Consider the following 20,072-nt stretch of genomic DNA (forward strand, 5'->3'; position numbering starts at 1 on the left):
TGGCAGGTGGGCGAGGCCCGGCGGTGGGACCGGCACGTGAGAAAACGTGGCGGCCGCCGGACCAGCTTCCCTGCGCGAGGATTACCTCAGTCAGGTTCAAAGGGACTCTCTCAGCCGGCCCATGGTTGTGGTGGGTCGGCACCCCTAGCGTTGCTTCAGTCTGGCGAAGCAGGGTCGATTGTAGAGCGGTGGATTCCCCTGCGGCGCGGTGGCGTTCGGCGCCAGGCGGGCGTCAAGGGGAAATCAGGCGTGGCGCACGGAGGCTCGTGGCTTTCGCGGCGCCAAGGCCCGGTTTTCCGGGACGTCGCGTCGAGGGGCCGCTCGAGCGGGATCGGCGGCGAGCTTCTGGAGGATGAAGCGCTGGCCCAACCGCATCGTCACCCAGAACACCGCGGTGACCGCTGCGGCCAGCAACAGGCCGGCGACGATGTCGAACGGGAAATGAACCCCGACGTAGACGCGCGCCCATCCCGTGAGGACGGCGATCGCCAGCATCGCGAATCCGGCGCCTCGCAGGGTCGAGCGCATGCAGAAGATGAGTGCAACGGTCAACATCACGGATGCATGCGCGCTCGGCAACGACCCGCGTGCGCCGTGCACGATGTGCGCCGGGCTCAGTCCGAGGGCGAAGGGGCGCGGCAGGTTGATGGCGTCCGCCAGGGCGTGGGCGGTGAGCGCTGCCACGGCGGCAGCGACGAGCGTTCCCATTGCATAGGCCCTTTGCGGCGGGCGTCTCCAGGCCACCCAGCCCATGATCGCGACGCAGGCCCACGATGCCCCTTCGGCGATGACTGACGCGATCCAAAGCAGTTGTGGTTGGGGCATGTGGCCCGCGGCCAGCCACTGAAAGAGGGAGATGTTCAACTCCTGCATGCGGGCATCGTAGGCTCGCGCAGTGTCAACAGCATGAACCCGAGGTTCACACCCCGTTCAGGATCGCAACGATCTGCGCGGCCGCCTCCTCCAAGGTGTGGAGGTCAGTGATCGACGCCGAGCAAGGTGTGCAGCCGCGTGCTTGTCGTGGTGTATTGCAGCGGGATCGACTTGCCGGGAAACACGATCGCCGTCGCGCCCCAAGCTGCGAGCGTGGCTTCGTGGAAGCCGCAGACGATCAGTTTCTTCTTGCCGGGATAGGTGTTGATGTCGCCCACCGCGAAGATGCCGCGCTCGCGCGTTTCGTACTTCTCGGTGTCGACCGGCACCTGCTTGCGAACGAGTTCCAGGCCCCAGTCGGCGATGGCGCCCAGCCGTGGCGAGATGCCCAGGCAGCCGATGAGGGCGTCGAAAGGCAGCGCGACGGTTTGGGCGTCGGGCGTGGCGATCTGCAACTGCGCGTCGTCGAAGCCGACCGGCTGCCCCACGGCCAAGTGCATCGTCCCTGCGCCGACGCGCTCGCGCAGCGCGGCGACAGTGGTGTCCTCGGCCTGGAAGACATCACGCCGATGGAGCAGCGTGACGCGCTTCGCGATCGGGGCAAGTGCCAGGGCAGTCTCCAGCGCAACGTCGTCGCCGCCGTTGACCACCACGGTCTGTCCGGCAAAGGGTTCGAGCGCATCGGGGTGGTAGAAAAGCCGGGTGCCTTCCAATTGTTCGATGCCTGGGACGGCGATGCGCTTGGGCACGAAGGCGCCGACGCCTGCCGCGATGATTACGGTTCGCGCGAGGAAAGCGCGCCCCTTGTTCGTCCCCACCAACAGGCGTCCATCATCCTGCCGGGTAAGGGTCGCGACCTGTTCACCGAGGTGAAATACCGGATGGAAGGGCGCGACCTGCTGCAGCAGCGATTCCACCAGGCCCCGCCCGGTGGTCACCGGCGTGCCCGGGATGTCGTAGATCGGCTTGTCGCCATACAGCTCGACGCACTGGCCGCCGGCCCGGGGCAGGGCGTCGACGATGTGGCAGGAGATTTCGAGCAGGCCGAGCTGGAAGGCCTGGAACAGCCCGACTGGGCCGGCGCCGATGATCAGCGCGTCGGTTTCGACGGGGCGAGCCGAAGTGCTCAGCGCACCAGCTCCGAGACCTTGTCGGTCTTGTCTTTCCACTCTTCGGCATCGGGCAGCGCCGGCTTGCGCTTGGTGATGCTCTTCCAGCCATCGGCCACGGCCAGCTCGGCATTGAGCTTGATGAAGGCCAGTTGGTTGGCGGGCAGGTCTTCCTCGGCGTAGATCGCGTTCACCGGGCACTCGGGAATGCAGACCGCGCAATCGATGCACTCGTCGGGATCGATCACCAGCATGTTCGGCCCTTCACGGAAGCAGTCGACGGGACACACGTCGACGCAATCGGTGTATTTGCAGCGGATGCAGGATTCGGAGACGACGTGGGTCATGGTTCTTGGCTGACGGGAGGAATGATCGGGAAAACCCCGAATTTTAGGCCTTTGCGGCCGCGGGACGCACCAGCACGGCGGCGGAGGTCCGGTGAGAGGCGGTGTCGACGAGGATCAGCGAGCCCAGCGCGCGCGATTGCGTGAAGGGCAGCACTGCCAGCGGCTGCTGCAAGCTCAGCACCACGTCGCCGATGGCGTTGGCTTCGAGCTGGTCGGCCGGCTCGGAGTCGAGGGTCGTGATGTTCACGCGATCCACGATGCGCGCGACCTTGGCCTTGACCCAGCGATGACCCTGCAGCGCCCAGTACACCCGGCCCGCGACGAGCGGCTCGTCGTCGAGCCAGGCGATGGTGGCGGTGATCTCGCGCGACGGTTCGAAGGCACCGGGCTCGAGCAGCCAGTCGCCGCGCGACACGTCGAGTTCCCGATCCAGGACGATGCCGGCGCTGTGGCCCGCGTGCACGGTCTTCTGTTGGCGTGTGTGGCTCAGCACCTGCGCGACAGTGGCGGTCTGGTTGCTCGGCAGCACGGTCACGCGTTGGCCAGGCTCGATATGCCCGCTGGCGACGCGGCCCCAGAACACGCGGCGGCCGCGCGAGGTGTCTGCCGAAGCGGAGAACTTCTCGACCCACTGCACCGGGAAGGCGAAAGGCACGGCTTCGTCCTGCGCGGTGACCGGCAGTTGCTCCAGCAGTTCGAGCAGGCTGGGACCCTCGTAGCCGGCCCAGTCGGGATGGCGCGAAGCGACGTTCCAGCCCTTGAGCGCCGAGATCGGCACCGTGGCGGCGACTTCCACGCCAGCGGCTTCCGCGAAATTCGCGAGTGCGAGCGAGATGCGTTCGAAAGCCAGTTCGGCGTCGTCGATGGCGTCGAGCTTGTTGACCGCGAACACGATCGACTGCACGCGCAGCAGATGGCACAGCAAGGTGTGGCGGCGGGTCTGCGGCAGCAACTCGCGCCTGACGACTTCGCCGTCGCCGACCTCGGCCGCCCAGGCCAGCTTGGTCGCATCGACCAGCACAACGGCCGCATCGGCGCTCGAAGCGGCCGTGACCATGTTGCGCGTGTACTGCTCATGGCCGGGCGCGTCGCCGATCACGAACTTGCGATGCGCCGTCGAGAAGTAGCGATAGGCCACATCGATCGTGATCCCCTGTTCGCGCTCGGCGGAGAGCCCGTCGGTCAGCAGCGCCAGATCGGTCTCGCCGCCGCGCTGGACGCCAGCCAGTTGATCCTGCAGCACGGTCTTGCTGTCGACCAGGAGCCGGCCGATCAACGTGCTCTTGCCGTCGTCCACGCTGCCGCAGGTGATGAAGCGCAGCGCCGCGCCGGTCTCGGCGGCATGGGATTCGGCGGAAGCAGGGTTTGCAGTGGTCACGTTCATGTTCAATTCTCAAATGCTGTCAGGCTCACGCCAGAAACACCGCCGATCCGGCTCCGCCGGTCCGCAGGTGTTGCCCCGGCCGGGGGGGCGAGTCAAAAGTACCCGTCTTTCTTGCGCTTTTCCATCGAGGCTTCGGACGTCTTGTCGTCCATGCGGGTGGCACCGCGCTCGCTCACATCGGCGGCCAGCGTCTCGATCACCACGTCGCCGGCATCGGCGGCCAGGCTGTCGACCGGGCAGGTGCAAGTGATGTCGCCGACCGTGCGGAAGCGAACGTCGCGCACCTCGATCTGCTCGCCATCGCGTGGCGGCGTGAGTTCGGTCACTGGCACCAGCAGGCCGCGGCGCTCCACCACTTCGCGCTTGTGCGTGTAGTAGATCGAAGGCAGGGCGATGTTCTCGCGCTCGATGTACTGCCACACGTCGAGTTCGGTCCAGTTCGAGATCGGGAACACGCGGAAGTGCTCGCCGGGCGCCAATCGGGTGTTGAACAGCGTCCACAGCTCCGGGCGCTGGTCCTTGGGCTGCCACTGGCCGAAGCTGTCGCGATGCGAAAAGATGCGCTCCTTGGCGCGGGCCTTTTCCTCGTCGCGGCGCGCGCCGCCGATCAGTGCGTCGAAGCGGAATTCCTCGATGGCTTCGAGCAGGGTGACCGACTGGTGCACATTGCGCGATTCGTCGGGGTGCGCAAGCCGCACCGTGCCGCGCTTCATCGAGTCCTCGACGTTGCGCACGATCAGCTCTGCGCCGAGTTCCTTGGCGCGGGCATCGCGGAAGTCGGTCACTTCGGGGAAATTGTGGCCGGTGTCGATCATCAGCAGCGGGTAGGGGATGCGGCCGATGCCGAAGGCCTTTTCCGCGCACTTGAGCAGCACCAGCGAGTCCTTGCCGCCCGAAAACAGCAGCGTCGGCCGCTCGAAGGATGCGGCGACTTCGCGCAGGATGAAGATGGTCTCTTCTTCCAGCGCGTCGAGTTGCGTGTTGGAAAGGCGCGCGAGCGACTGCGATGTGGATTGCAGGAGCAGGTCGGTGTCGGTACGGGCGTTCATGAAGCGGGGCTCAGTTCGGGATGGCACGAATGGGGATGGCTCGGTTCGGAAGCGGTGAGACGGGCGAGACAGCGGACAGGGGCTCGAAGGCAGCGGGCTCCTCGCCCTCGTGGCTGCCGTCCGCGGCGACGTGCAGGCCGCATTCCTTTGCGCTTTCCTGTTCCCACCACCAGCGTCCGGACCGGAAGTCTTCCCCGAGCGTCACGGCCCGGGTACAGGGCGCGCAACCGATGCTGGGGTAGAACTGGTCGTGCAGCGGGTTGTAGGGCACCTTGTGGATGGCGATGTAGTGCCACACATCGCCCCAGGTCCAGCGTGCGAGCGGATTGATCTTGACGCGCTCGGGCTGCTGCTCGATGAACTCGACCTCTGCGCGCGCGCCGGATTGTTCGCGCCGCAGGCCCGTGATCCAGGCGCGCTTGCCGGCGAGCGCGCGCTCGAGCGGCTCCATCTTGCGGATGTGGCAGCAGGCCTTGCGCAGTTCGAGGCTGCGGTACATCGCTTCCTCGCCGTTTTCCTTGACGAAGGCGGCCGCATCATCCGCGACGGGGCGGTACACCTCCACCTCGCGGCCGTAGTGCGTCTGCAGGCGGTCGAGCAAGCCCAGGGTCTCGGCGTGCAGCTTGCCGGTTTCGAGCACGAAGACGCCGCTCTGTACCTGGAAGCGATGCAGGATGTCCGTCACGACCATGTCCTCCGCCCCCAGGCTGGAAGCCTGCGTGATCGGCGTGAACTCGGCCGCTGCCCCGCGCAGCAGTGCCACGGTCTCGGCGAGCTTGTCGTCGAAATCGGAGGAGGGCTTGGCGTAGAGCGAGATGGCGTTCATGTCGAATTGGCTGGGCGCAGGGCGCTGGCTGGTGGATGGAGTTCAGGCTGTTTCGCGCTTGAAGATGGGCGTCGCTTGCACCGCGTCGCCCTGGTAGAAAGCGGCGAAACGGTCGAACTGGCGCTGTGCGGCGGTGGCATCCACGCCTTCCTTCAGGACGGCGCTCGAGAAGCCGGTGCGCTGCATCTGCACCAGTTGATCGATCAGCACGTCGCCGGTGGCGCGAATGTCTCCCTTGAAGCCGAGGCGGCGGCGCAGCAGGAAAGCCTGGCTGTAGGCGCGGCCATCGGTGAACTTCGGGAAGTCCAGATCGATGCGTTCCACGTCGTCGAGGCACACCTCGATCGCCAGCGGATCGGCGTCGTTGGGAAGTTGCAGCACGTTAGGGTCGCCGTTGTCCACGTGGTCTTCGGCGGCAATCAGTTGAAGCGTCTTGTTCATGCGGCCTCCTCGACCTTGAAGCGCGCGCCGTTGGCGGCGGCCTTGAAAGGCTCGATGCCGACGCGCCGCAGCGCATCGATGAAGGTCTCGCCCGCCTCGCGGGTGTCGCGGTAGGTGTTGAGCACGGCCTCGATCACGTCCGGCACCTCGGCCGCGGAAAACGAGGGGCCGACCACCTTGCCGGGCTGCGCCGCACCGCTGAGCGCGGAGCCGTCGGAGCCGCCGAGGGTGACCTGGTACCACTCCTTCCCGTCCTTGTCGACGCCGAGGATGCCGATGTGGCCGCTGTGGTGGTGGCCGCAGGAGTTGATGCAGCCGCTGATGTGCAGGTCGATCTCACCGAGGTCGTCGAGTTCGTCCAGGTCCTGGTAGCGCTCGGTGATGGCCTCGGCGATCGGGATCGAGCGCGCGTTCGCAAGCGCGCAGAAGTCGCCGCCGGGGCAGGCGATCATGTCGGTCAGCAGGTGCACGTTGGCGCTGGCAAAGCCGGCTTCTCGTGCGGCGAGCCACAGGGCGTGCAGGTCTTCGGCGTGCACCCAGGGCAGCAGGAGGTTCTGGTCGTGCGTGACGCGGGCTTCGCCGGCGCTGAAGCGGTCGGCCAGCAGGGCCGCGGTGTCGAGCTGGTCGGCGGAAGCATCGCCGGGCGCCTGCAGGCGGCGCTTGAATGACAGCGTGACGGCACGCAGCGCCGGATTCTGATGCGGCGCCACGTTGCGCGCCAGCCAGCGCGCGAACATCACGTCGTCGGCTGCCTGGGCGCGAAGTTCGGCGTCTGTTTCCTCGGCGCTGCGGAATACGCGGGTCGCCAATGTCGGCGGCACGAAAGAGGCGCTCACGCGGTCGAGCTCGGCCTGGGTGATCGTGTGCGGCGCGCCGTCGTGCTCGATGATCTGCTTGTACTCGGCCTCGACATCGTCGATGTAGCGTTGCCCCTCGGCCTTCACCAGGATCTTGATGCGCGCCTTGTAGATGTTGTCGCGACGGCCGTAGCGGTTGTAGACCCGGATCACCGCTTCGAGGTAATTCATGATCTGGTTCCACGGGAGGAACTCGCGCAGCACCGTGCCGATGATCGGCGTGCGGCCCATGCCGCCGCCGACCTGCACGCGAAAGCCCAGCTCGCCCGCGTCGTTCTTCACCAGGTGAAGGCCGACGTCATGCCAGCCGGTGGCGGCGCGGTCTTCCGCGGCGCCGGTGATCGCGATCTTGAACTTGCGCGGCAGGAAGGCGAACTCGGGGTGCAGCGTGCTCCACTGCCGCATGATTTCGGCGTAAGGGCGCGGATCGGCGATTTCGTCGATGGCCACGCCGGCACGCTCGTCGCTGGTGATGTTGCGGATGCAGTTGCCGCTGGTCTGGATGCCGTGCATGTCGACCGAGGCCAGCAGGTCCATCACGTCGGCCGACTTGGACAGAGGGATCCAGTTGTACTGGACGTTCTGGCGCGTCGTGAAGTGCGCGTAGTGCGTCGGCAGCTTGTGCGTGCCGAGCTTGCCCTGGGTGGCCAGCGCGGTCTTGTAGACCTCGGCCTCGGGCTCGTCGTAGACGCGCGCGATCTTGGCCAGCACGCGCAGCTGCCGGCTCGACAGCTCGCCATAAGGCACCGCCACGCGCAGCATCGGCGCGTAGCGCTGCACATACCAGCCGTTTTGCAGCCGCAGGGGACGGAATTCGTCCTCGGAGAGCTTGCCCGTTTGCCAACGTTCGAGCTGGTCGCGGAATTGAGCCGCGCGCAGGTGCACGAACTGGCGGTCGAAATCTGTGTATTGGTACATCGTGTGTCAGTTGCTGGAAGGCGGTGCGTCCACGGCCCGTCAACGCGAGCCCAGGAATGTAGAAGCGAGCCTTATGGAAACAAACTATTTTTTGGTTCGCGCCTTATGCGGATAAGCTTATTCGCCAGCCACCATGCGGGTTTGCGGGCGATGGAATGCTTATTCCGGATAAGGCGAGCGACGTCCGGATCGCCGTTGGAGCGACGGGTCCGGGGCCGAATCCCGGGGTGATTCTAGGAAAGGACGCGCCCCCGCGTGCGCGTCATTGCGTGGCGTTGATGCCGCCGTCCAGATACAGCACCTGGCCCGTCACGAATGCCGCGGCCGGCGCGCAGAAGAACACGGCTGCGCCTGCCACGTCCTTCGGGTCCGCCACCCGGCCGAGCGGAATGCGTTCCAGCAACTGCCGGTGCGTTTCGGGGTTTGCCAGCCAGTGGCGCGCCATCTCGGTTCGGACGACCGTCGGCGCGACCCCGTTGACCGTGATGCCGTGCGGCGCCAGTTCGGCGGCGTGCTGGCGGATCAGCATGACCAGGCCGCCTTTGCTGCTCGCATACGCCGAGTAGCCGCGGCCGCGCAGTCCCAGTTGGGAGCGCACCGACAGCAGGTGCACCTGCGCTCCCCCGCGGCCGCCCGCAATCTGGTGTCTTGCCACCGCCTGCGCCAGAAACATCGCTGTCTTGAGATTGACCTGGACGACCTCGTCGAAAGCCTCTTCAGTCACATCGAGCAAGGCTTGCTCCCGCTGGATGCCGATGCAGTTCATCAGCACGTCGAGCCTGCCGAAGTGCGCCGCGACGGCGTCGACCGACGCCTGCATGCCGGTGACCGAATGCGCGTCCATGGCAACGCCCAGCGCTTCATGGCCGGCCGCCTGGAGCGACGCCGCCAAGGCCTGCGCCTTGGCTTCGTCCCGTCCCGACACCGCCACCTTGGCTCCGGCCAGCGCCATCGCCCAGGCGATGGCTTCGCCGATGCCGCCATAGCCGCCAGGGATGTATGCGACCCGGCCTTCCAGCCTGAACAGGCCCGACAGCTCGCGAGCAAAGTCGATGCGCGGCGTGAGTCCTTCTTCCATGCGGTCAGTCCATGAGCAAGCCGCCGTTGAGATCGACGATCTCCCCGGTGATGAAGCCGGCGAGCGGCGACGCGAGAAAGCGCACGACGTGCGCAAACTCGTCCGGCTCGCAGAAGCGGCCGACCGGAATGTCCTTCAGCAGGGCCTGCCTTTGCTGCTCGGTCAGTTGCTCGGTGATCATGGGTGTCTTCACATAGGCCGGCGAAATGCCGTTGGCGGTGACGCCGAAGGATGCCAGTTCCCGGGCGAGCGAGAAAGTCAGCGAGGTCAGCGCGCCCTTGGAGACGGAATACGCCGTCCCCGCCGTGAGCCCGCCGGTCTTCGCCGCCAGCGAGCAGGTGTTGATGATGCGGCCGGCCCGTCGCGCCTTCATCGACGGCATCACCTGCTGCGAAAGGTAGAAGGCGCCATCCAGGTTCACCGCGAGCACGCGCCGCCATTCCGCGGCGTCGGTCGCTTCCGCCTTGTTGTTCGACAGGATCCCGGCGTTGTTGACCAGCACGTCGACCGGCCCGAAGGCATCGACGATCTGCCCGTGGCCGCGTTGCACGGCCGCGGGGTCGCTGACGTCGAAGCAGAAGGGCAGGGCGCCGGCGCCCAGCTCCGCCGCGAGCGCGAAGGTCCGGTCGCGGCTGGCATCCACGAGCGCAACCTTGCAGCCGTCGTCGAGCAGGAACCGCGCCGCCGCCAGGCCCATCGTGCCGGCCGCCCCGGTGACCAGTGCGACCTTGCCCTGCAAGGGCTTCGGTTGAAGTTCAGGCATCGAGCACGCTCTTCTTTCCGAACAGTCCGCGCGAGCGGAAGGTGACGACCGCGATGAACAGCAGGTACATCGACATCAGGGACCATTCCGACGCATAGGAGCCAGTGAGCCCTACGACCATGCCCACCATCAGGCCTGCGATCACCGCGCCCCAGAGCGAACCCACGCCCCCCAGCACGATGATCAGGAAGGCCGGCACCACCGCATCCACGCCCACGTGCGGCCGCACGCCCCAGATCGGCGCCATCACCACGCCCGCGATCGCGGCCAGCGCCACACCCAGCCCGAAGACGAACAACCGAAGCCGCGACAGGTTGATGCCCAGTGCGCGCACCATCTCGCTGTCATGCGCGCCGGCCTTGATGATCGCGCCGTAGGGCGTCTTCTGGAGGAAGAGCCACAGCAGGAAGATCATCAGCACCGCGAAGGCGCTGGCAAAGAAGCGATAACGCGAATAGATGAGGTCGCCCAGCATCAGCGCGCCCGAGATCGCCTGCGGCAGCGGAATCTGCTTCTCGGAGGAGCCCCAGACGAGCCGGATGCCTTCCTCGATCACCAGCGCCGCGCCGAAGGTCAGCAGCAGGCCGTAGAGCGGGTCGCGCCCGTAGGTACGCCGCATGCACAGCTCCAGCAGCATGCCGAACACGCCGACGAACACCGGCGCCAGCACCAGCGCGAAGAGGTAGCGAACTTCGATCGGCAGGGCCATGTACGCCGCCTGCAGGGCCGGAAACATGCCGAGTTGCGGCGCGACGATGAAGAGTGCGACGTACATGCCCAGCGCAAACAGGGAGCCGTGCGCCAGGTTGATGGTCTCCATCACGCCCACGATCAGCATGAAGCCCAGCGCGATCAGCGCGAACAGCAGCCCCAGCGAAATGCCGTTGACCAGGTGGGGCAGCAACTGCAAGAGAAAGTCCATCGCGTCTCGGCCCTGCGGTTCAGACGTCGTAGCTCGGCGTCGAGTCGTAGCTCTCCAGCTTGCAGTTGGCCGCGGCGTCCTTGTCCTGCACGTCCTTCGGATCGGCTTGCGTCAGGATCTTGAAGATGTCGTCCTTCTCCACCGGCGCATCGTTGTAGCGCGCCATGTAGATGGTCTGCTGGCACTGGTGCGTCGCCGGGTCGATCCACGCGTCGTAGTGCTGCAGACGGTCCGCCGCGGTCATCTTGCGGCCTTCGAGCTTCTTGATGACCGCGATGTTCTGCGTCGTTCCCGCTTCCTCGACGCAGCGCAGCAGCTCCCGCGTCGCCATGTAGGCGTTGTGATAGACGTTCCCCGGCACGCGAATCGCCATGCCAGGGAACTGCTTCTGGTAGGCGGCCACGAACTCCTTCACGCCCGGCAGGTCGAGGCGGTAGTACCAGGTGGTGCCGAACACGCCGAAGATCGCGTCCGGGCCGAGGCCGTACACATCCGGCCAGTCCTGCTGGTTGTTGATCCACGCCATGCTCTGGTTCAGCTTGAGCTGCACCACCTGCTGGCGCAGGGCCTTGATGTCGTCGCCGCCCACGGCCGTCGCGACCACGTTCGGCTTGAGCTGCTGCAGCTTGAGCAGGTAGGACGAGAAGTCGCGCGTGTTCTGCGGCACCAGCAGCTCGTCGACGATCTTGCCGCCGTTGGCTTCGACGATGGCGCGCGTCGCCTTCGAGGTCGTGTGGCCCCACACGTAGTCGTTGGTCAGGAGTACCCAGTTGCGGCCGCTGGCGGTGATCGCGTTCTTGACCGTGGCATTCGAGAAGTTGGTGCCGTTGCCGTCCCACACGAACTTCACGCGGTGGCAGTCCTTGCCGGCCTCGGTGGGCGAGCTCGAATTGGTGTTGAGAAAGATGGTCCCGTACTTCTGCGCGACCTGCGAGATCGCATTGGCCACACCCGAGTGCACGGCGCCGATGAGGAAGGCGGCTTCGTTGCGTGTGATCATCCGCTCGGCCACGCGCGATCCGGTGGCCGGCGTGGTCTCGGTGTCGATGTGGATGGCCTCGATGCGCCGCCCCAGCACGCCGCCCTTGTCGTTGAATTCCTTGATCGCCATCATCGCGCCCAGCCGCTCCTCGCCCCCCGATGCGGCGTACTGGCCAGAGGCGTCCATCGTCAGTCCGATGACCAGCGGCTTCTTCTGCGCGGCCTGCGCCCACACGCGGTTGTGCTTCCACGGGCCCATGAAGGGCGCCACGCCGTAGAGGCCCGCGCCCGCGAGGGCGAGGCCGGTGCCCTTGAGCAGGGCGCGGCGTGAATCGGAGGGCGTGTTCGTCTTCTTCATGGTCGTTGTCTCCTGCTGTTGTTGGGAGGGACTAGCGCGGAATGATCTTCACGTTGCTGGCCTTTTCCTGGGCCTCGAAGAGTGATGCGATCAGCCTGTCGCCAAAGCCCAGGTTGACGGCCTGGATCAGGCTCTGGTGCGCCGCCTCGCCCATGAAGCTCGACACCGGCAGCGTCTCGGCGAGGTGCGTGTAGTAGCGAAGGTCCTTCTGTGCGTTGGCAATGCCGAACTTGAAGCCGTCCACCGAGCCGTCGGTGAGCGTCTTACTGGTCATCATCTGGAAGATGCCGCAGTTCACTCCACCGACCGACACCACGTCGTAGAGGCGCTTGAGGTCCAGCCCCGACTTGGCAGCCACCGCGAAGGCTTCCGCGATGCAGGCGGCGAAGCTCATCGCCATCATGTTGTTGACCAGCTTCAGTACATGGCCATGGCCGGGCGGGCCGACGTGGAAGATGTTCTCGCAGAAGGCCTTGAGGACCGGCTCGATGACCTGGAAGTCCTCCGGGTCCGCACCCACCATGGTGTTGAGCCGGCCTTCCTCAGCCTCCTTGGGCGTACGGGCCAACGGCGCGTCGATGAACTTCACGCCCTTGGCCGCGAAGTCGGCGCGGATGCGGGTGGTGGACGAGGGCTCGGCCGTCGAGGTATCGACCACGATCAGGCCTTTGCGCGCAGCGCCCAGCAGGCCATCCGCGCCGTAGACGATGTCCTCCACCTGCGGCGAGCCGGTCACGCAGATGAAGACGATGTCGGCCGCCTGGGCAGCGGCGGCAGGGGTGCCCGCCTCGGCCGCGCCTGCCGCCAGCAGGTCCGCGAGATTCGCGCGGTTGCGGTGCGCCTTGAAGGTCAGGGTGAAGCCCTTCGCAAGCAGGTTCTTCGCCATGCCGTGGCCCATCATTCCGATGCCGATGAAGCCGATCCTGGGTGTGGTCATGAGTATGGTTCCCGTGAAAGTTCAAGCCAGAGGGGTCGTGATGCCGGCCCGGGCTTCGCGCCAGAGCCGCATGAGCCGCGCGTAGCGGCCGGCGATTTCGTCGACGACCTGCGCATCGCCGAGCCGCCCGGCAAACCATCCGGCGGCGGCGTCCGCGAAGATCGACCGGCCCACGGCGAAGCCGCGGCAGATGGGGTGTGGCGCTGCTGCCTCGAAGCCATTGCGCAGTTCGTCTTCGCTGGCCTCCAGCCCCAGCAGCAGCACGCCGCGGCAGTGCGGGTCGTGTTGGCGAATCACGGCGTCGATCCGTTCCCACGCCCGCGTGGAATCGGAAGGCGGCAGCTTCCACCAGTCGGGGCGGATGCCGGCCTCGTAGATCTGTACCAGCGCCCGGGCCAAGGTGCCTTCGTCGCTTGGCAGGTCGCGTGGCGGAATGACTTCGATCAGGAACTCATGAAAGGTCGCGACACTGGCGCACTGCAGCTCAGAGAGCCGCGCCAGCTGTTCATCGCGCAGCGCCTGCGTATCGTCCGGGTGATAGCTCACGAGGCATTTCGCGACGTGCTCCCCGGGCCAGCCGCGCATTTCGAGCGAAAGCGGCTTGTCGGATTCAAAGGCCAGCGGACGCGAGCCGGGCAGCTCGACCGGCCGCGCGATCCACCAGCCCTTGCCGGTGAGGGTCGGCAGGATGTCCGCGCCGAAGCGACCGTCGAGGATCATGCCGGCGTCCGGGCCGGATCTCTCGGCCAGTGCGACGCGGCGAGCACCTTCGGCCACCAGCCGCTTGAACGTCTCGACGCTTCGCGGCTCGGCGCCATGCTGCGCTGCAAGCTCGTCGAGCTGCACGCGGTGGTCGAAGGCGAGGATGCCGAGTTCGTTCCATCGACGCATCCGCGTCGTCACGCGATGGAGGTGCTCCAGATGCGTGTCCTCGCGAAGCCGACGCGTGTGCGAGCCCTGCGCAAGAAAATGCCGCAGCTCTTCCCAACTCGCCATGGCCGGCGCACAGCCGTGGCGCGACACCACCAACGCGCCACACGCATTGGCATAGGTGCAGCAGCGCTCCAAGGGCTCGTCCTTGAGCCAACCGCGCAGGAAGCCCGCCATGAAGGCGTCGCCTGCCCCCAGCACGTTGTAGACATCGACCGGGAAACCGGGCCCGCGCAAGCCGTCGTCCAAGTGATCGGGAATCGCGCCATCGAAAACCAGGCAGCCCATCGGCCCGCGCTTCATCACGATCGTGCCGTCGGTGAGCGATCGCAGGCGTCGGACGGCCGTCAGCGTGTCCGAGCTGCCGCCGGCGATGTGGATTTCCTCCTCGGTGCCGACCACCAGATCGCATGACGGGATCACCGTCTGGAAATGCGCGCTGACCTGATCGGACGGTACGAAGCGCTGCTCGCCCATCCCGGGACCGGTCAGGCCCCAGAGCACCGGGCGGTAGTCGATGTCGAGCACCACGCGTGTCTCGCTGGCTATTGCATGTTGGATCGCCGTGCGGCATGCCTGATAGGTCTGCGGTTGCGACAGGTGCGTGCCCGAGAGCAGCAGGGCGGTGGCGGAGGCGATGTGGCCGGGCGTGACGTCGGCCTCCTCGATCGCCATGTCGGCGCAGTGGTCGCGATAGAAGACGAGCGGAAAGGTCTCGCGGTCCTGTATGCCGAGGAAAACCAGCGCCGTCAGCCGACGCAGATCGGTCTTCACATGGCTGACGTCCACGCCTTCCGCGGCCAGCGTCTCGCGCACGAAGCGACCGTTGTGCTCGTCGCCCACTCTCGTGAGCATCGAAGGCTTGAGGCCCAGCCTGGCCACGCCGACCGCCGTGTTGGCGGGCGACCCGCCCAGGTACTTGGTAAAGCTCTGCATGTCCTCCAGCCGGCCGCCGATCTGCTCGCCGTAGAGATCGACCGCGGCCCGGCCCATGCAGACGACGTCGAATGGTCTTGTCATGACGGCTTCCTGGCCGCGGGCGTCTTGCGGGCCCGCTGATGGCTGGCCTGCTCGGCCAGGAGATGCCCGGTGCTGACGACCAGCGCCTGCGCCAGGCACAGTGGCGCCACCAGGGAGCGGAAGGGCTTCGACGAATCGTCGGCCAGCTCGAAGCAGACCTTGGCGGACGCCTTCAATGGCGACAGCGGGCCATCGGTGATCGCGACCACCGCGGTGCCCCGGGCGCTGGCGGCCTGCGCCGCATCGAGTACCTCTGGCGAGTAGTTGCGAAAGCTGGCGACGAGCAGCACGTCGCCAGGCGCCACGGCACGCAGGCTCTCGCGCAGCATGCCGCCGGCACCGTCGAGCAAGTGCGTGCGCAGTTCCAGTTGACTGAGCGCGTAGGCGAGGTAGCCGGCGACCGGAAAGGCCCGCCGCTGCGCCAGCACATGGATATGCGGCGCGTTGGCAATTAGCTTGACGGCCTTCGTGAGATCGGCTTCGTGAATCATTTCTTCCAGTTGGCCCAGCTCGCCGACCGAGTCCATCGCCAGTTGGTGCAGCACGCTGCCGGGCGCGCGTGCCCCATTGGTTTGCTGGCGGCGCATCTCGACGATGCGCTCGCGGTAGCTCGACGACCGCTCCACCAGATGGCCACGAAAAACCTGCTGCATCTCGGAGAAACCGCCGTAACCCACCGCGTTCGCGAAGCGGATCATGGCGGAAGGCTGGACCTCGGCAGCCTCTGCAATCGCCGCCACCGTACCCAGGGCGAGGTCGTCCGGCCGCTCCAGTGCGTGACGGGCAATGCGCTGGAGCTGCTTCGACATGCCGGGGTAGGCCTGCGCGATCCGGTTCTTCAGCTGCTCGTAGGTGGCGATCGGATCCATGTCGAAAAAATAGAATGAATGTTCTTGAACGTTTCGATATTAGAACGTACATTCTGTTTTGTCCAACGACATTTCAAGAACCCGGAGACAAGCTTTTCATGCAACTCGCCGCTGGTCGCGCCGCAGTCTTTCCTGCGCCCATGGTCTTCGTGCTCGGCTTTCTGCTGTCCACGCCGCTGTGGATCGCGCAGGTCGGGCTGTATCAGTACCTGGCGCTCGAAATCATGATCTGGATGATGTTCGCGCTGGGCTACAACCTGCTGCTCGGCTTCACTGGCTTGCCGTCCTTCGGACATGGCGCGTACTTCGGCATCGGGGCCTATGCCTTCGGCCTGCTGCAGCTCAAGGTGTGGGCGAACCTGTGGTTCGACTTGATGGGCGCGGTGCTGGTCGCCGCGATCATGGGCGCGCTGGTCGCGTTGTTCATCTCGCACCGGCGCGGCATCTACTACGCCTTGCTCACCATCGCCTTCGGCCAGGTGTTCTGGTTCATCGCCAACAAATGGCACACGGTGACGGGCGGGGAGGACGGCTTGCTCAACATCCGGCGGCTGCCGGTGGACCTGGGCTTCGCGTCCTTCAGTCTCACCAGCAACAACGCACTGTTCTATTTCTGCCTCGCCGTCTTCGCCGTGGTGCTCGTCGCACTGTGGCGGCTGGTGCATTCGCCGCTCGGCCGCGTGCTGAGCGCGATCAAGCAGAACGAGACCCGCGCCGCCTTCGTGGGCTACAACGTCTGGTTCTACAAGTGGCTGGCCTTCACCTTGTCGGCGGGTGTGGCCGGGCTGGCGGGCGCGCTGTTCGCGATGGCGCAGCAGTCGGCATACCCGAACGTGATGAGCCTGCACAACTCGGGCTTCGTCGTGATGATGGTGCTCGTCGGCGGCGGACTCGTGAGCTTCTGGGGACCACTGATCGGCGCTGCCTTCTTCATCCTCGCGCGCGACCTGCTGGGCGTCTACACGGAAACCTGGCTGCTCTGGTATGGGCTGATCTTCATGGCCATGGTGATCTTCAAGCCCGACGGCATCGCTGGCATCTGGCAGGCGTGGCGGCAGCGCGTATCCGCCAGCCGCCGGGCGTTGGCCGCCGGCGCGGCGGTATCGGCGGCGTTGACTCAGCGAGGTGCGGATGAAGCTGTTTGAAGCCACAGGCCTTTCCAAGCGCTTCGGCGACCAGGTGGTGCTGGAGGACATCACGCTCGACTGCGAGGAGGGTGAACTCGTCGGCATCATGGGCCCGAACGGCGCCGGCAAGACCACCTGCTTCAACGTGCTCACGGGTCGCTACAAGCCCGACCGCGGCACAGTTCGATTTGCAGGCGAGGACATCACGGGTCTCGCGCCGCGCGAGATCGCGCGCCGAGGCATCTCGCGCTCGTTCCAGATCATGAATCTGTTCGACGACTACTCCGCCCTGGACAACGTGCTGATCGCAACGCCGCACGTGCGCAAGCAAGGCTTCAATCCCTGGCGAGACCTCGGGGCGGACAGCACCGCGCAGGACCTGGCGGCGACAGTGCTCGACAGCGTGGGGCTGGCGGGCAAGGAGCGGGCGCAGGCCAGGAGCCTGTCCTACGGGGAACGCCGGGCACTGGAGATCGGCGTTGCGCTGGCGGCCGAGCCGCGCATGCTCTTCCTGGACGAGCCGACGGCCGGCCTCGGTGCGGAAGGCACCGCACGCCTTGCGGAACTGGTGGCGCGCTTGAGGAGCCGCCTGACGATCATGATCATCGAGCACGACATGAAGTTTCTCTTCGGGCTGGCCGACCGGATCTCTGTCATCCATTGGGGCCAGGTCATCGCGCAGGGCACGCCTGACGCGTTGAGACAGAACGAATGGGTCGCGCGCTCCAACCTGGGGATGCTGGCATGAGCGCCGTGGCGATGTCACGCGTCGCTGCTCCAGGGCAGGCGGCGCAGCCTGCGCTGCTTTCCATCGAGCATATCGACACCTACTACGGCGAGACGCAGGTGCTGTTCGACGTCTCGCTGCACGTGGGCTCGGGCGAGGTCGTGGCGCTGCTGGGCCCGAACGGTGCGGGCAAGACCACGACGCTGCGCTCGATTCTCGGCCTCACGCCGGGTCGCGTGGGAACGATCCGCTTCGACGGCCGCGATATCACGCATGCCTCGACCCATGAGATCGCGCGCTGCGGAGTCGGCTGGGTACCGGACGACCGGCGCATCTTCCCGACCCTCACCGTGGCGCGCAACCTTGCCATCGCGCGCAAGAAGTCGCGCTTTCGCGCGTGGACCGAGAAGGAGTGCTTCGAGATCTTCAGCGCGCTCGAATACCTCATGCACCGCGAATGCGAGAACCTCTCCGGCGGCGAAATGCAGATGGTCGCCATCTCGCGTGCCTTGCTCGGTTCACCCGGGCTGGTGCTTTTCGACGAGCCGAGCCAAGGCCTCGCGCCGAAGGTGGTGCAGGACGTGATGAAGACCATCACGCGGCTGAAGGCCGAAGGCGTCTCGGTCCTGGTGGTCGAGCAGAACGTGCAGAGTGCGCTCGAAGTCGCCGACCGCGTCTATGTGATGAACCTTGGCACCATCGTCCACGAAGGTCCGGCTGATGCGTTGCGGCGCGACGCGTCGCTGCGGCGCCAACTGCTGGGAGTGTGAATACGATGGGCGCACCGCTTCTGCAGGTCGAACGGGTCGGCAAGCAATACACCCGTGGACTGATCCGTCCGCAGGTCACTTTCTCGCTGGCGGCCGATTTCGAGGTGACCGAGCCCTCCGTCGTGGGTGTGCTGGGGCCCAACGGTTCAGGCAAGACGACGCTGTTCGAACTCATCACCGGCAGCAACCACCCCGACGCCGGTCAGGTGCTGGTCAACGGTCAGGATATTCATCAGGTGCGCACGCGCGAGCGGGACCGGCTGGCGATCCACTACCACCAGTCCTATCAGGTGCGCTCTTTCCAGCGCAAGCGGCCGAACTTCATGCTCGAGCACGCCGCCAGCGATTCACCGCTCGTGCATCTCTTTGATGAGCCGCAGTTCAACACGCAGGACGGCTACATCGGCTTCATGCTGGAGTTCTTCAAGAAACTCCGTGGTGCGGGCCGCGTGGTGTTCTTGTGCCTCCACCCGAACGAGCCGTATCACATCGACATCCTGCGCGAGAGTTGCGAGCGATTCATCTTCGTGCAGAAGGGCGTGGTGACGCAGCTGCCGAGCTTCGCGGCGCTGCTGGGGGACGAACGCGTGAGGGCCTACCTGGGGGCACTCGCGCCCACGCGCGAGCGATAGGTTCGGCGCGACCTAAAGGACGAACTGCGTCACCGTGATGTAGTGGCAGAGCGTGCCGCCCAGAACGAACAAATGCCAGGTACCGTGCGCATGCCGCCAACCGCGAGGATTTCGATAGAACACGGTGCCCGCCGAGTACAGGGCGGCGCCGACCATCAGCCAGGCCAGTCCTTCTCCGTCGAGCCGCGCGATCAGCGGCGCGCCGACCAGGGCACCGAGCCAGCCCATCCCCATGTAGAGAAGAAGCGACGTCTTCGGTGGCTCGCCGGGGCGCAGTTCGCGACCGATGCCGAAGATGGCCGCACTCCAGATCGCCGCCAACAGCGCCCATCCCCACGCACCTTGCAGAGTGACCAGCGCGAAGGGCGTGTAACTCCCGGCGATGAGCAGGTAGATCGCGCAATGGTCCATCCGCTGCCAGAACAGCTTCACGCGGCCGCGCGTGCTGTGGAAGAGCGTCGATGCCGCATAGAGCGTCATCATCGAGACTGCGAACACCACCGCGCTGGCAGTCTTCGCCGGGTCGCCGTCCGGCATCGTCTTCGTCAGCAACGCAGCCGAACCCGCCGTTGCCAGCAGGAGGCCGAGCAGGTGGCTGTATCCGTTGAATCGTTCGCCGTGGTACATGGTGGCCGCCGAGTCAGGTTGATGAGAGATGTCGAGTGGGCCGAAGCATTGCTGCAGCCTGATGACATGAGACCCGAAGACGCCTCGTCGCGCATCAACCGTTGGCGCTGGCGAATCGGCCAGCAGGGGCACCGGTGGCGCGTCTATCTCTGCCCATCGACAGACGTCACCGGCGGTCGCCGTAGACCATCAGAAGTTGGCCGGCCGAGGAATTCTTCTCATTTCCGACCGGATCGGCATCTTCGTCTTCATTCCCGGGCCCTGTTGGGCGCACAGACCGTTGCGGTGGAGCTTCGACGTCCTGCGGAAACCGGAATGCGCTGAGATGGCGCGCCAGCGTGGGCTCGAAGTCGGGTTGGGGCATGGCGAGCGGCATGGTGTGTACTCCTTTTTGCCTTTGCGAGCACCTTAGGCCCGTGATCGGCTTGCCGTTGTAGGAGCCCGACGCCGCGCAACGACGCGACGGCTGATTTGCGCCTTCCGAAGGTCCTACGAAATCGCGTTCTTGTCCGCTGCGTCGTACAACG

Annotated in this window: 21 protein-coding genes and 1 riboswitch; of the genes, 4 read left to right on the forward strand and 17 right to left on the reverse strand. The window is 66.0% G+C overall.

Going from position 1 to position 20,072, the window contains the following annotated elements:
- Nucleotides 1-50 precede the first annotated feature (50 nt).
- Nucleotides 51-156, reverse strand: a riboswitch (TPP riboswitch).
- An 87-nt stretch (nucleotides 157-243) separates the two neighbouring features.
- The 15 genes from QTH97_RS19135 to QTH97_RS19205 all read right to left on the reverse strand — a co-directional run bounded on the left by QTH97_RS19135 (nucleotide 244) and on the right by QTH97_RS19205 (nucleotide 15,662).
- Nucleotides 244-873 carry a phosphatase PAP2 family protein gene (locus QTH97_RS19135; RefSeq protein WP_286570017.1) on the reverse strand — a complete coding sequence of 210 codons (630 nt, stop codon included), beginning with the start codon at nucleotides 871-873 and terminating at the stop codon, nucleotides 244-246.
- A 104-nt stretch (nucleotides 874-977) separates the two neighbouring features.
- Entirely contained in the window at nucleotides 978-2,042 is a 1,065-nt protein-coding gene (locus QTH97_RS19140) for an NAD(P)/FAD-dependent oxidoreductase (RefSeq protein ID WP_286570018.1), read from the reverse strand.
- Nucleotides 2,000-2,329 (reverse strand): ferredoxin FdxA, encoded by a 330-nt coding sequence (gene fdxA, locus QTH97_RS19145; RefSeq protein WP_286570019.1) that lies wholly within the window; start codon nucleotides 2,327-2,329, stop codon nucleotides 2,000-2,002. Before fdxA ends, QTH97_RS19140 begins: the two co-directional genes overlap by 43 nt.
- Before the next feature lie 43 nt (nucleotides 2,330-2,372).
- Complete coding sequence (locus tag QTH97_RS19150) at nucleotides 2,373-3,713, reverse strand: sulfate adenylyltransferase subunit 1 (protein ID WP_286570020.1); 1,341 nt, start codon at nucleotides 3,711-3,713, stop codon at nucleotides 2,373-2,375.
- Nucleotides 3,714-3,805: 92 nt separating this feature from the next.
- Nucleotides 3,806-4,762: a sulfate adenylyltransferase subunit CysD gene (gene cysD, locus QTH97_RS19155; RefSeq protein ID WP_286570021.1), complete on the reverse strand. Its 957-nt coding sequence runs from the start codon at nucleotides 4,760-4,762 to the stop codon at nucleotides 3,806-3,808.
- 10 nt (nucleotides 4,763-4,772) lie between these two features.
- Nucleotides 4,773-5,588 carry a phosphoadenylyl-sulfate reductase gene (locus QTH97_RS19160; protein ID WP_286570022.1) on the reverse strand — a complete coding sequence of 272 codons (816 nt, stop codon included), beginning with the start codon at nucleotides 5,586-5,588 and terminating at the stop codon, nucleotides 4,773-4,775.
- A gap of 42 nt (nucleotides 5,589-5,630) precedes the next feature.
- Nucleotides 5,631-6,029, reverse strand: a complete 399-nt coding sequence (locus QTH97_RS19165) for a DUF934 domain-containing protein (protein WP_286570023.1) — start codon at nucleotides 6,027-6,029, stop codon at nucleotides 5,631-5,633.
- Nucleotides 6,026-7,804, reverse strand: a complete 1,779-nt coding sequence (locus QTH97_RS19170; protein ID WP_286570024.1) for a nitrite/sulfite reductase — start codon at nucleotides 7,802-7,804, stop codon at nucleotides 6,026-6,028. The genes QTH97_RS19165 and QTH97_RS19170 overlap by 4 nt, the downstream gene beginning before the upstream one ends.
- Before the next feature lie 262 nt (nucleotides 7,805-8,066).
- Nucleotides 8,067-8,882: an SDR family NAD(P)-dependent oxidoreductase gene (locus tag QTH97_RS19175; RefSeq protein WP_286570025.1), complete on the reverse strand. Its 816-nt coding sequence runs from the start codon at nucleotides 8,880-8,882 to the stop codon at nucleotides 8,067-8,069.
- Nucleotides 8,883-8,886: 4 nt separating this feature from the next.
- Nucleotides 8,887-9,645, reverse strand: coding sequence for an SDR family NAD(P)-dependent oxidoreductase (locus QTH97_RS19180; RefSeq protein ID WP_286570026.1), 759 nt, complete (start codon nucleotides 9,643-9,645; stop codon nucleotides 8,887-8,889).
- Nucleotides 9,638-10,567 carry a branched-chain amino acid ABC transporter permease gene (locus QTH97_RS19185; RefSeq protein ID WP_286570027.1) on the reverse strand — a complete coding sequence of 310 codons (930 nt, stop codon included), beginning with the start codon at nucleotides 10,565-10,567 and terminating at the stop codon, nucleotides 9,638-9,640. The genes QTH97_RS19180 and QTH97_RS19185 overlap by 8 nt, the downstream gene beginning before the upstream one ends.
- A gap of 19 nt (nucleotides 10,568-10,586) precedes the next feature.
- Nucleotides 10,587-11,906: an ABC transporter substrate-binding protein gene (locus QTH97_RS19190; RefSeq protein WP_286570028.1), complete on the reverse strand. Its 1,320-nt coding sequence runs from the start codon at nucleotides 11,904-11,906 to the stop codon at nucleotides 10,587-10,589.
- A 31-nt stretch (nucleotides 11,907-11,937) separates the two neighbouring features.
- On the reverse strand, nucleotides 11,938-12,843 hold the full coding sequence (locus QTH97_RS19195; RefSeq protein WP_286570029.1) for an NAD(P)-dependent oxidoreductase: 906 nt from the start codon (nucleotides 12,841-12,843) through the stop codon (nucleotides 11,938-11,940).
- 21 nt (nucleotides 12,844-12,864) lie between these two features.
- Nucleotides 12,865-14,793, reverse strand: coding sequence for a bifunctional 5-dehydro-2-deoxygluconokinase/5-dehydro-2-deoxyphosphogluconate aldolase (locus QTH97_RS19200; RefSeq protein ID WP_286570030.1), 1,929 nt, complete (start codon nucleotides 14,791-14,793; stop codon nucleotides 12,865-12,867).
- Complete coding sequence (locus QTH97_RS19205; RefSeq protein WP_286570032.1) at nucleotides 14,790-15,662, reverse strand: MurR/RpiR family transcriptional regulator; 873 nt, start codon at nucleotides 15,660-15,662, stop codon at nucleotides 14,790-14,792. Before QTH97_RS19205 ends, QTH97_RS19200 begins: the two co-directional genes overlap by 4 nt.
- A gap of 98 nt (nucleotides 15,663-15,760) precedes the next feature.
- Here QTH97_RS19205 and QTH97_RS19210 point away from each other — a divergent pair, with 98 nt between their 5' ends.
- From QTH97_RS19210 to QTH97_RS19225, 4 genes are read left to right on the forward strand one after another with little or no spacing between them, the layout of a single operon-like run.
- Complete coding sequence (locus QTH97_RS19210) at nucleotides 15,761-16,807, forward strand: branched-chain amino acid ABC transporter permease (RefSeq protein WP_286570033.1); 1,047 nt, start codon at nucleotides 15,761-15,763, stop codon at nucleotides 16,805-16,807.
- Nucleotides 16,794-17,537 (forward strand): ABC transporter ATP-binding protein, encoded by a 744-nt coding sequence (locus QTH97_RS19215; RefSeq protein WP_286570034.1) that lies wholly within the window; start codon nucleotides 16,794-16,796, stop codon nucleotides 17,535-17,537. The genes QTH97_RS19210 and QTH97_RS19215 overlap by 14 nt, the downstream gene beginning before the upstream one ends.
- The gene (locus QTH97_RS19220) at nucleotides 17,534-18,286 is read left to right on the forward strand and encodes an ABC transporter ATP-binding protein (RefSeq protein WP_286570035.1); all 753 of its coding nucleotides are present in this window, start codon (nucleotides 17,534-17,536) and stop codon (nucleotides 18,284-18,286) included. The genes QTH97_RS19215 and QTH97_RS19220 overlap by 4 nt, the downstream gene beginning before the upstream one ends.
- 5 nt (nucleotides 18,287-18,291) lie before the next feature.
- A complete protein-coding gene (locus QTH97_RS19225) occupies nucleotides 18,292-18,918 on the forward strand; it encodes an ATP-binding cassette domain-containing protein (protein ID WP_286570036.1) in 627 nt (208 codons plus the stop codon).
- Nucleotides 18,919-18,930: 12 nt separating this feature from the next.
- Here QTH97_RS19225 and trhA read toward each other — a convergent pair whose 3' ends face one another.
- A complete protein-coding gene (gene trhA, locus QTH97_RS19230) occupies nucleotides 18,931-19,545 on the reverse strand; it encodes a PAQR family membrane homeostasis protein TrhA (RefSeq protein WP_286570037.1) in 615 nt (204 codons plus the stop codon).
- 166 nt (nucleotides 19,546-19,711) lie between these two features.
- The gene (locus QTH97_RS19235) at nucleotides 19,712-19,921 is read right to left on the reverse strand and encodes a hypothetical protein (protein ID WP_286570039.1); all 210 of its coding nucleotides are present in this window, start codon (nucleotides 19,919-19,921) and stop codon (nucleotides 19,712-19,714) included.
- Nucleotides 19,922-20,072: the final 151 nt, after the last annotated feature.

This window comes from Variovorax gracilis (genome assembly GCF_030317115.1).
Lineage (GTDB): Bacteria > Pseudomonadota > Gammaproteobacteria > Burkholderiales > Burkholderiaceae_C > Variovorax > Variovorax gracilis.

Excerpts from the sequence above, each read along its gene's own strand:
- QTH97_RS19235 (WP_286570039.1), bottom strand. The coding sequence starts at position 19,921 with ATGCCGCTCGCCATGCCCCAACCCGACTTCGAGCCCACGCTGGCGCGC.
- QTH97_RS19220 (WP_286570035.1), top strand. The coding sequence starts at position 17,534 with ATGAGCGCCGTGGCGATGTCACGCGTCGCTGCTCCAGGGCAGGCGGCG.
- QTH97_RS19170 (WP_286570024.1), bottom strand. The coding sequence starts at position 7,804 with ATGTACCAATACACAGATTTCGACCGCCAGTTCGTGCACCTGCGCGCG.
- cysD (WP_286570021.1), bottom strand. The coding sequence starts at position 4,762 with ATGAACGCCCGTACCGACACCGACCTGCTCCTGCAATCCACATCGCAG.
- QTH97_RS19160 (WP_286570022.1), bottom strand. The coding sequence starts at position 5,588 with ATGAACGCCATCTCGCTCTACGCCAAGCCCTCCTCCGATTTCGACGAC.
- QTH97_RS19165 (WP_286570023.1), bottom strand. The coding sequence starts at position 6,029 with ATGAACAAGACGCTTCAACTGATTGCCGCCGAAGACCACGTGGACAAC.
- QTH97_RS19200 (WP_286570030.1), bottom strand. The coding sequence starts at position 14,793 with ATGACAAGACCATTCGACGTCGTCTGCATGGGCCGGGCCGCGGTCGAT.
- fdxA (WP_286570019.1), bottom strand. The coding sequence starts at position 2,329 with ATGACCCACGTCGTCTCCGAATCCTGCATCCGCTGCAAATACACCGAT.
- QTH97_RS19175 (WP_286570025.1), bottom strand. The coding sequence starts at position 8,882 with ATGGAAGAAGGACTCACGCCGCGCATCGACTTTGCTCGCGAGCTGTCG.
- trhA (WP_286570037.1), bottom strand. The coding sequence starts at position 19,545 with ATGTACCACGGCGAACGATTCAACGGATACAGCCACCTGCTCGGCCTC.
- QTH97_RS19210 (WP_286570033.1), top strand. The coding sequence starts at position 15,761 with ATGCAACTCGCCGCTGGTCGCGCCGCAGTCTTTCCTGCGCCCATGGTC.
- QTH97_RS19135 (WP_286570017.1), bottom strand. The coding sequence starts at position 873 with ATGCAGGAGTTGAACATCTCCCTCTTTCAGTGGCTGGCCGCGGGCCAC.
- QTH97_RS19185 (WP_286570027.1), bottom strand. The coding sequence starts at position 10,567 with ATGGACTTTCTCTTGCAGTTGCTGCCCCACCTGGTCAACGGCATTTCG.
- QTH97_RS19180 (WP_286570026.1), bottom strand. The coding sequence starts at position 9,645 with ATGCCTGAACTTCAACCGAAGCCCTTGCAGGGCAAGGTCGCACTGGTC.
- QTH97_RS19215 (WP_286570034.1), top strand. The coding sequence starts at position 16,794 with ATGAAGCTGTTTGAAGCCACAGGCCTTTCCAAGCGCTTCGGCGACCAG.
- QTH97_RS19150 (WP_286570020.1), bottom strand. The coding sequence starts at position 3,713 with ATGAACGTGACCACTGCAAACCCTGCTTCCGCCGAATCCCATGCCGCC.
- QTH97_RS19195 (WP_286570029.1), bottom strand. The coding sequence starts at position 12,843 with ATGACCACACCCAGGATCGGCTTCATCGGCATCGGAATGATGGGCCAC.
- QTH97_RS19225 (WP_286570036.1), top strand. The coding sequence starts at position 18,292 with ATGGGCGCACCGCTTCTGCAGGTCGAACGGGTCGGCAAGCAATACACC.
- QTH97_RS19205 (WP_286570032.1), bottom strand. The coding sequence starts at position 15,662 with ATGGATCCGATCGCCACCTACGAGCAGCTGAAGAACCGGATCGCGCAG.
- QTH97_RS19190 (WP_286570028.1), bottom strand. The coding sequence starts at position 11,906 with ATGAAGAAGACGAACACGCCCTCCGATTCACGCCGCGCCCTGCTCAAG.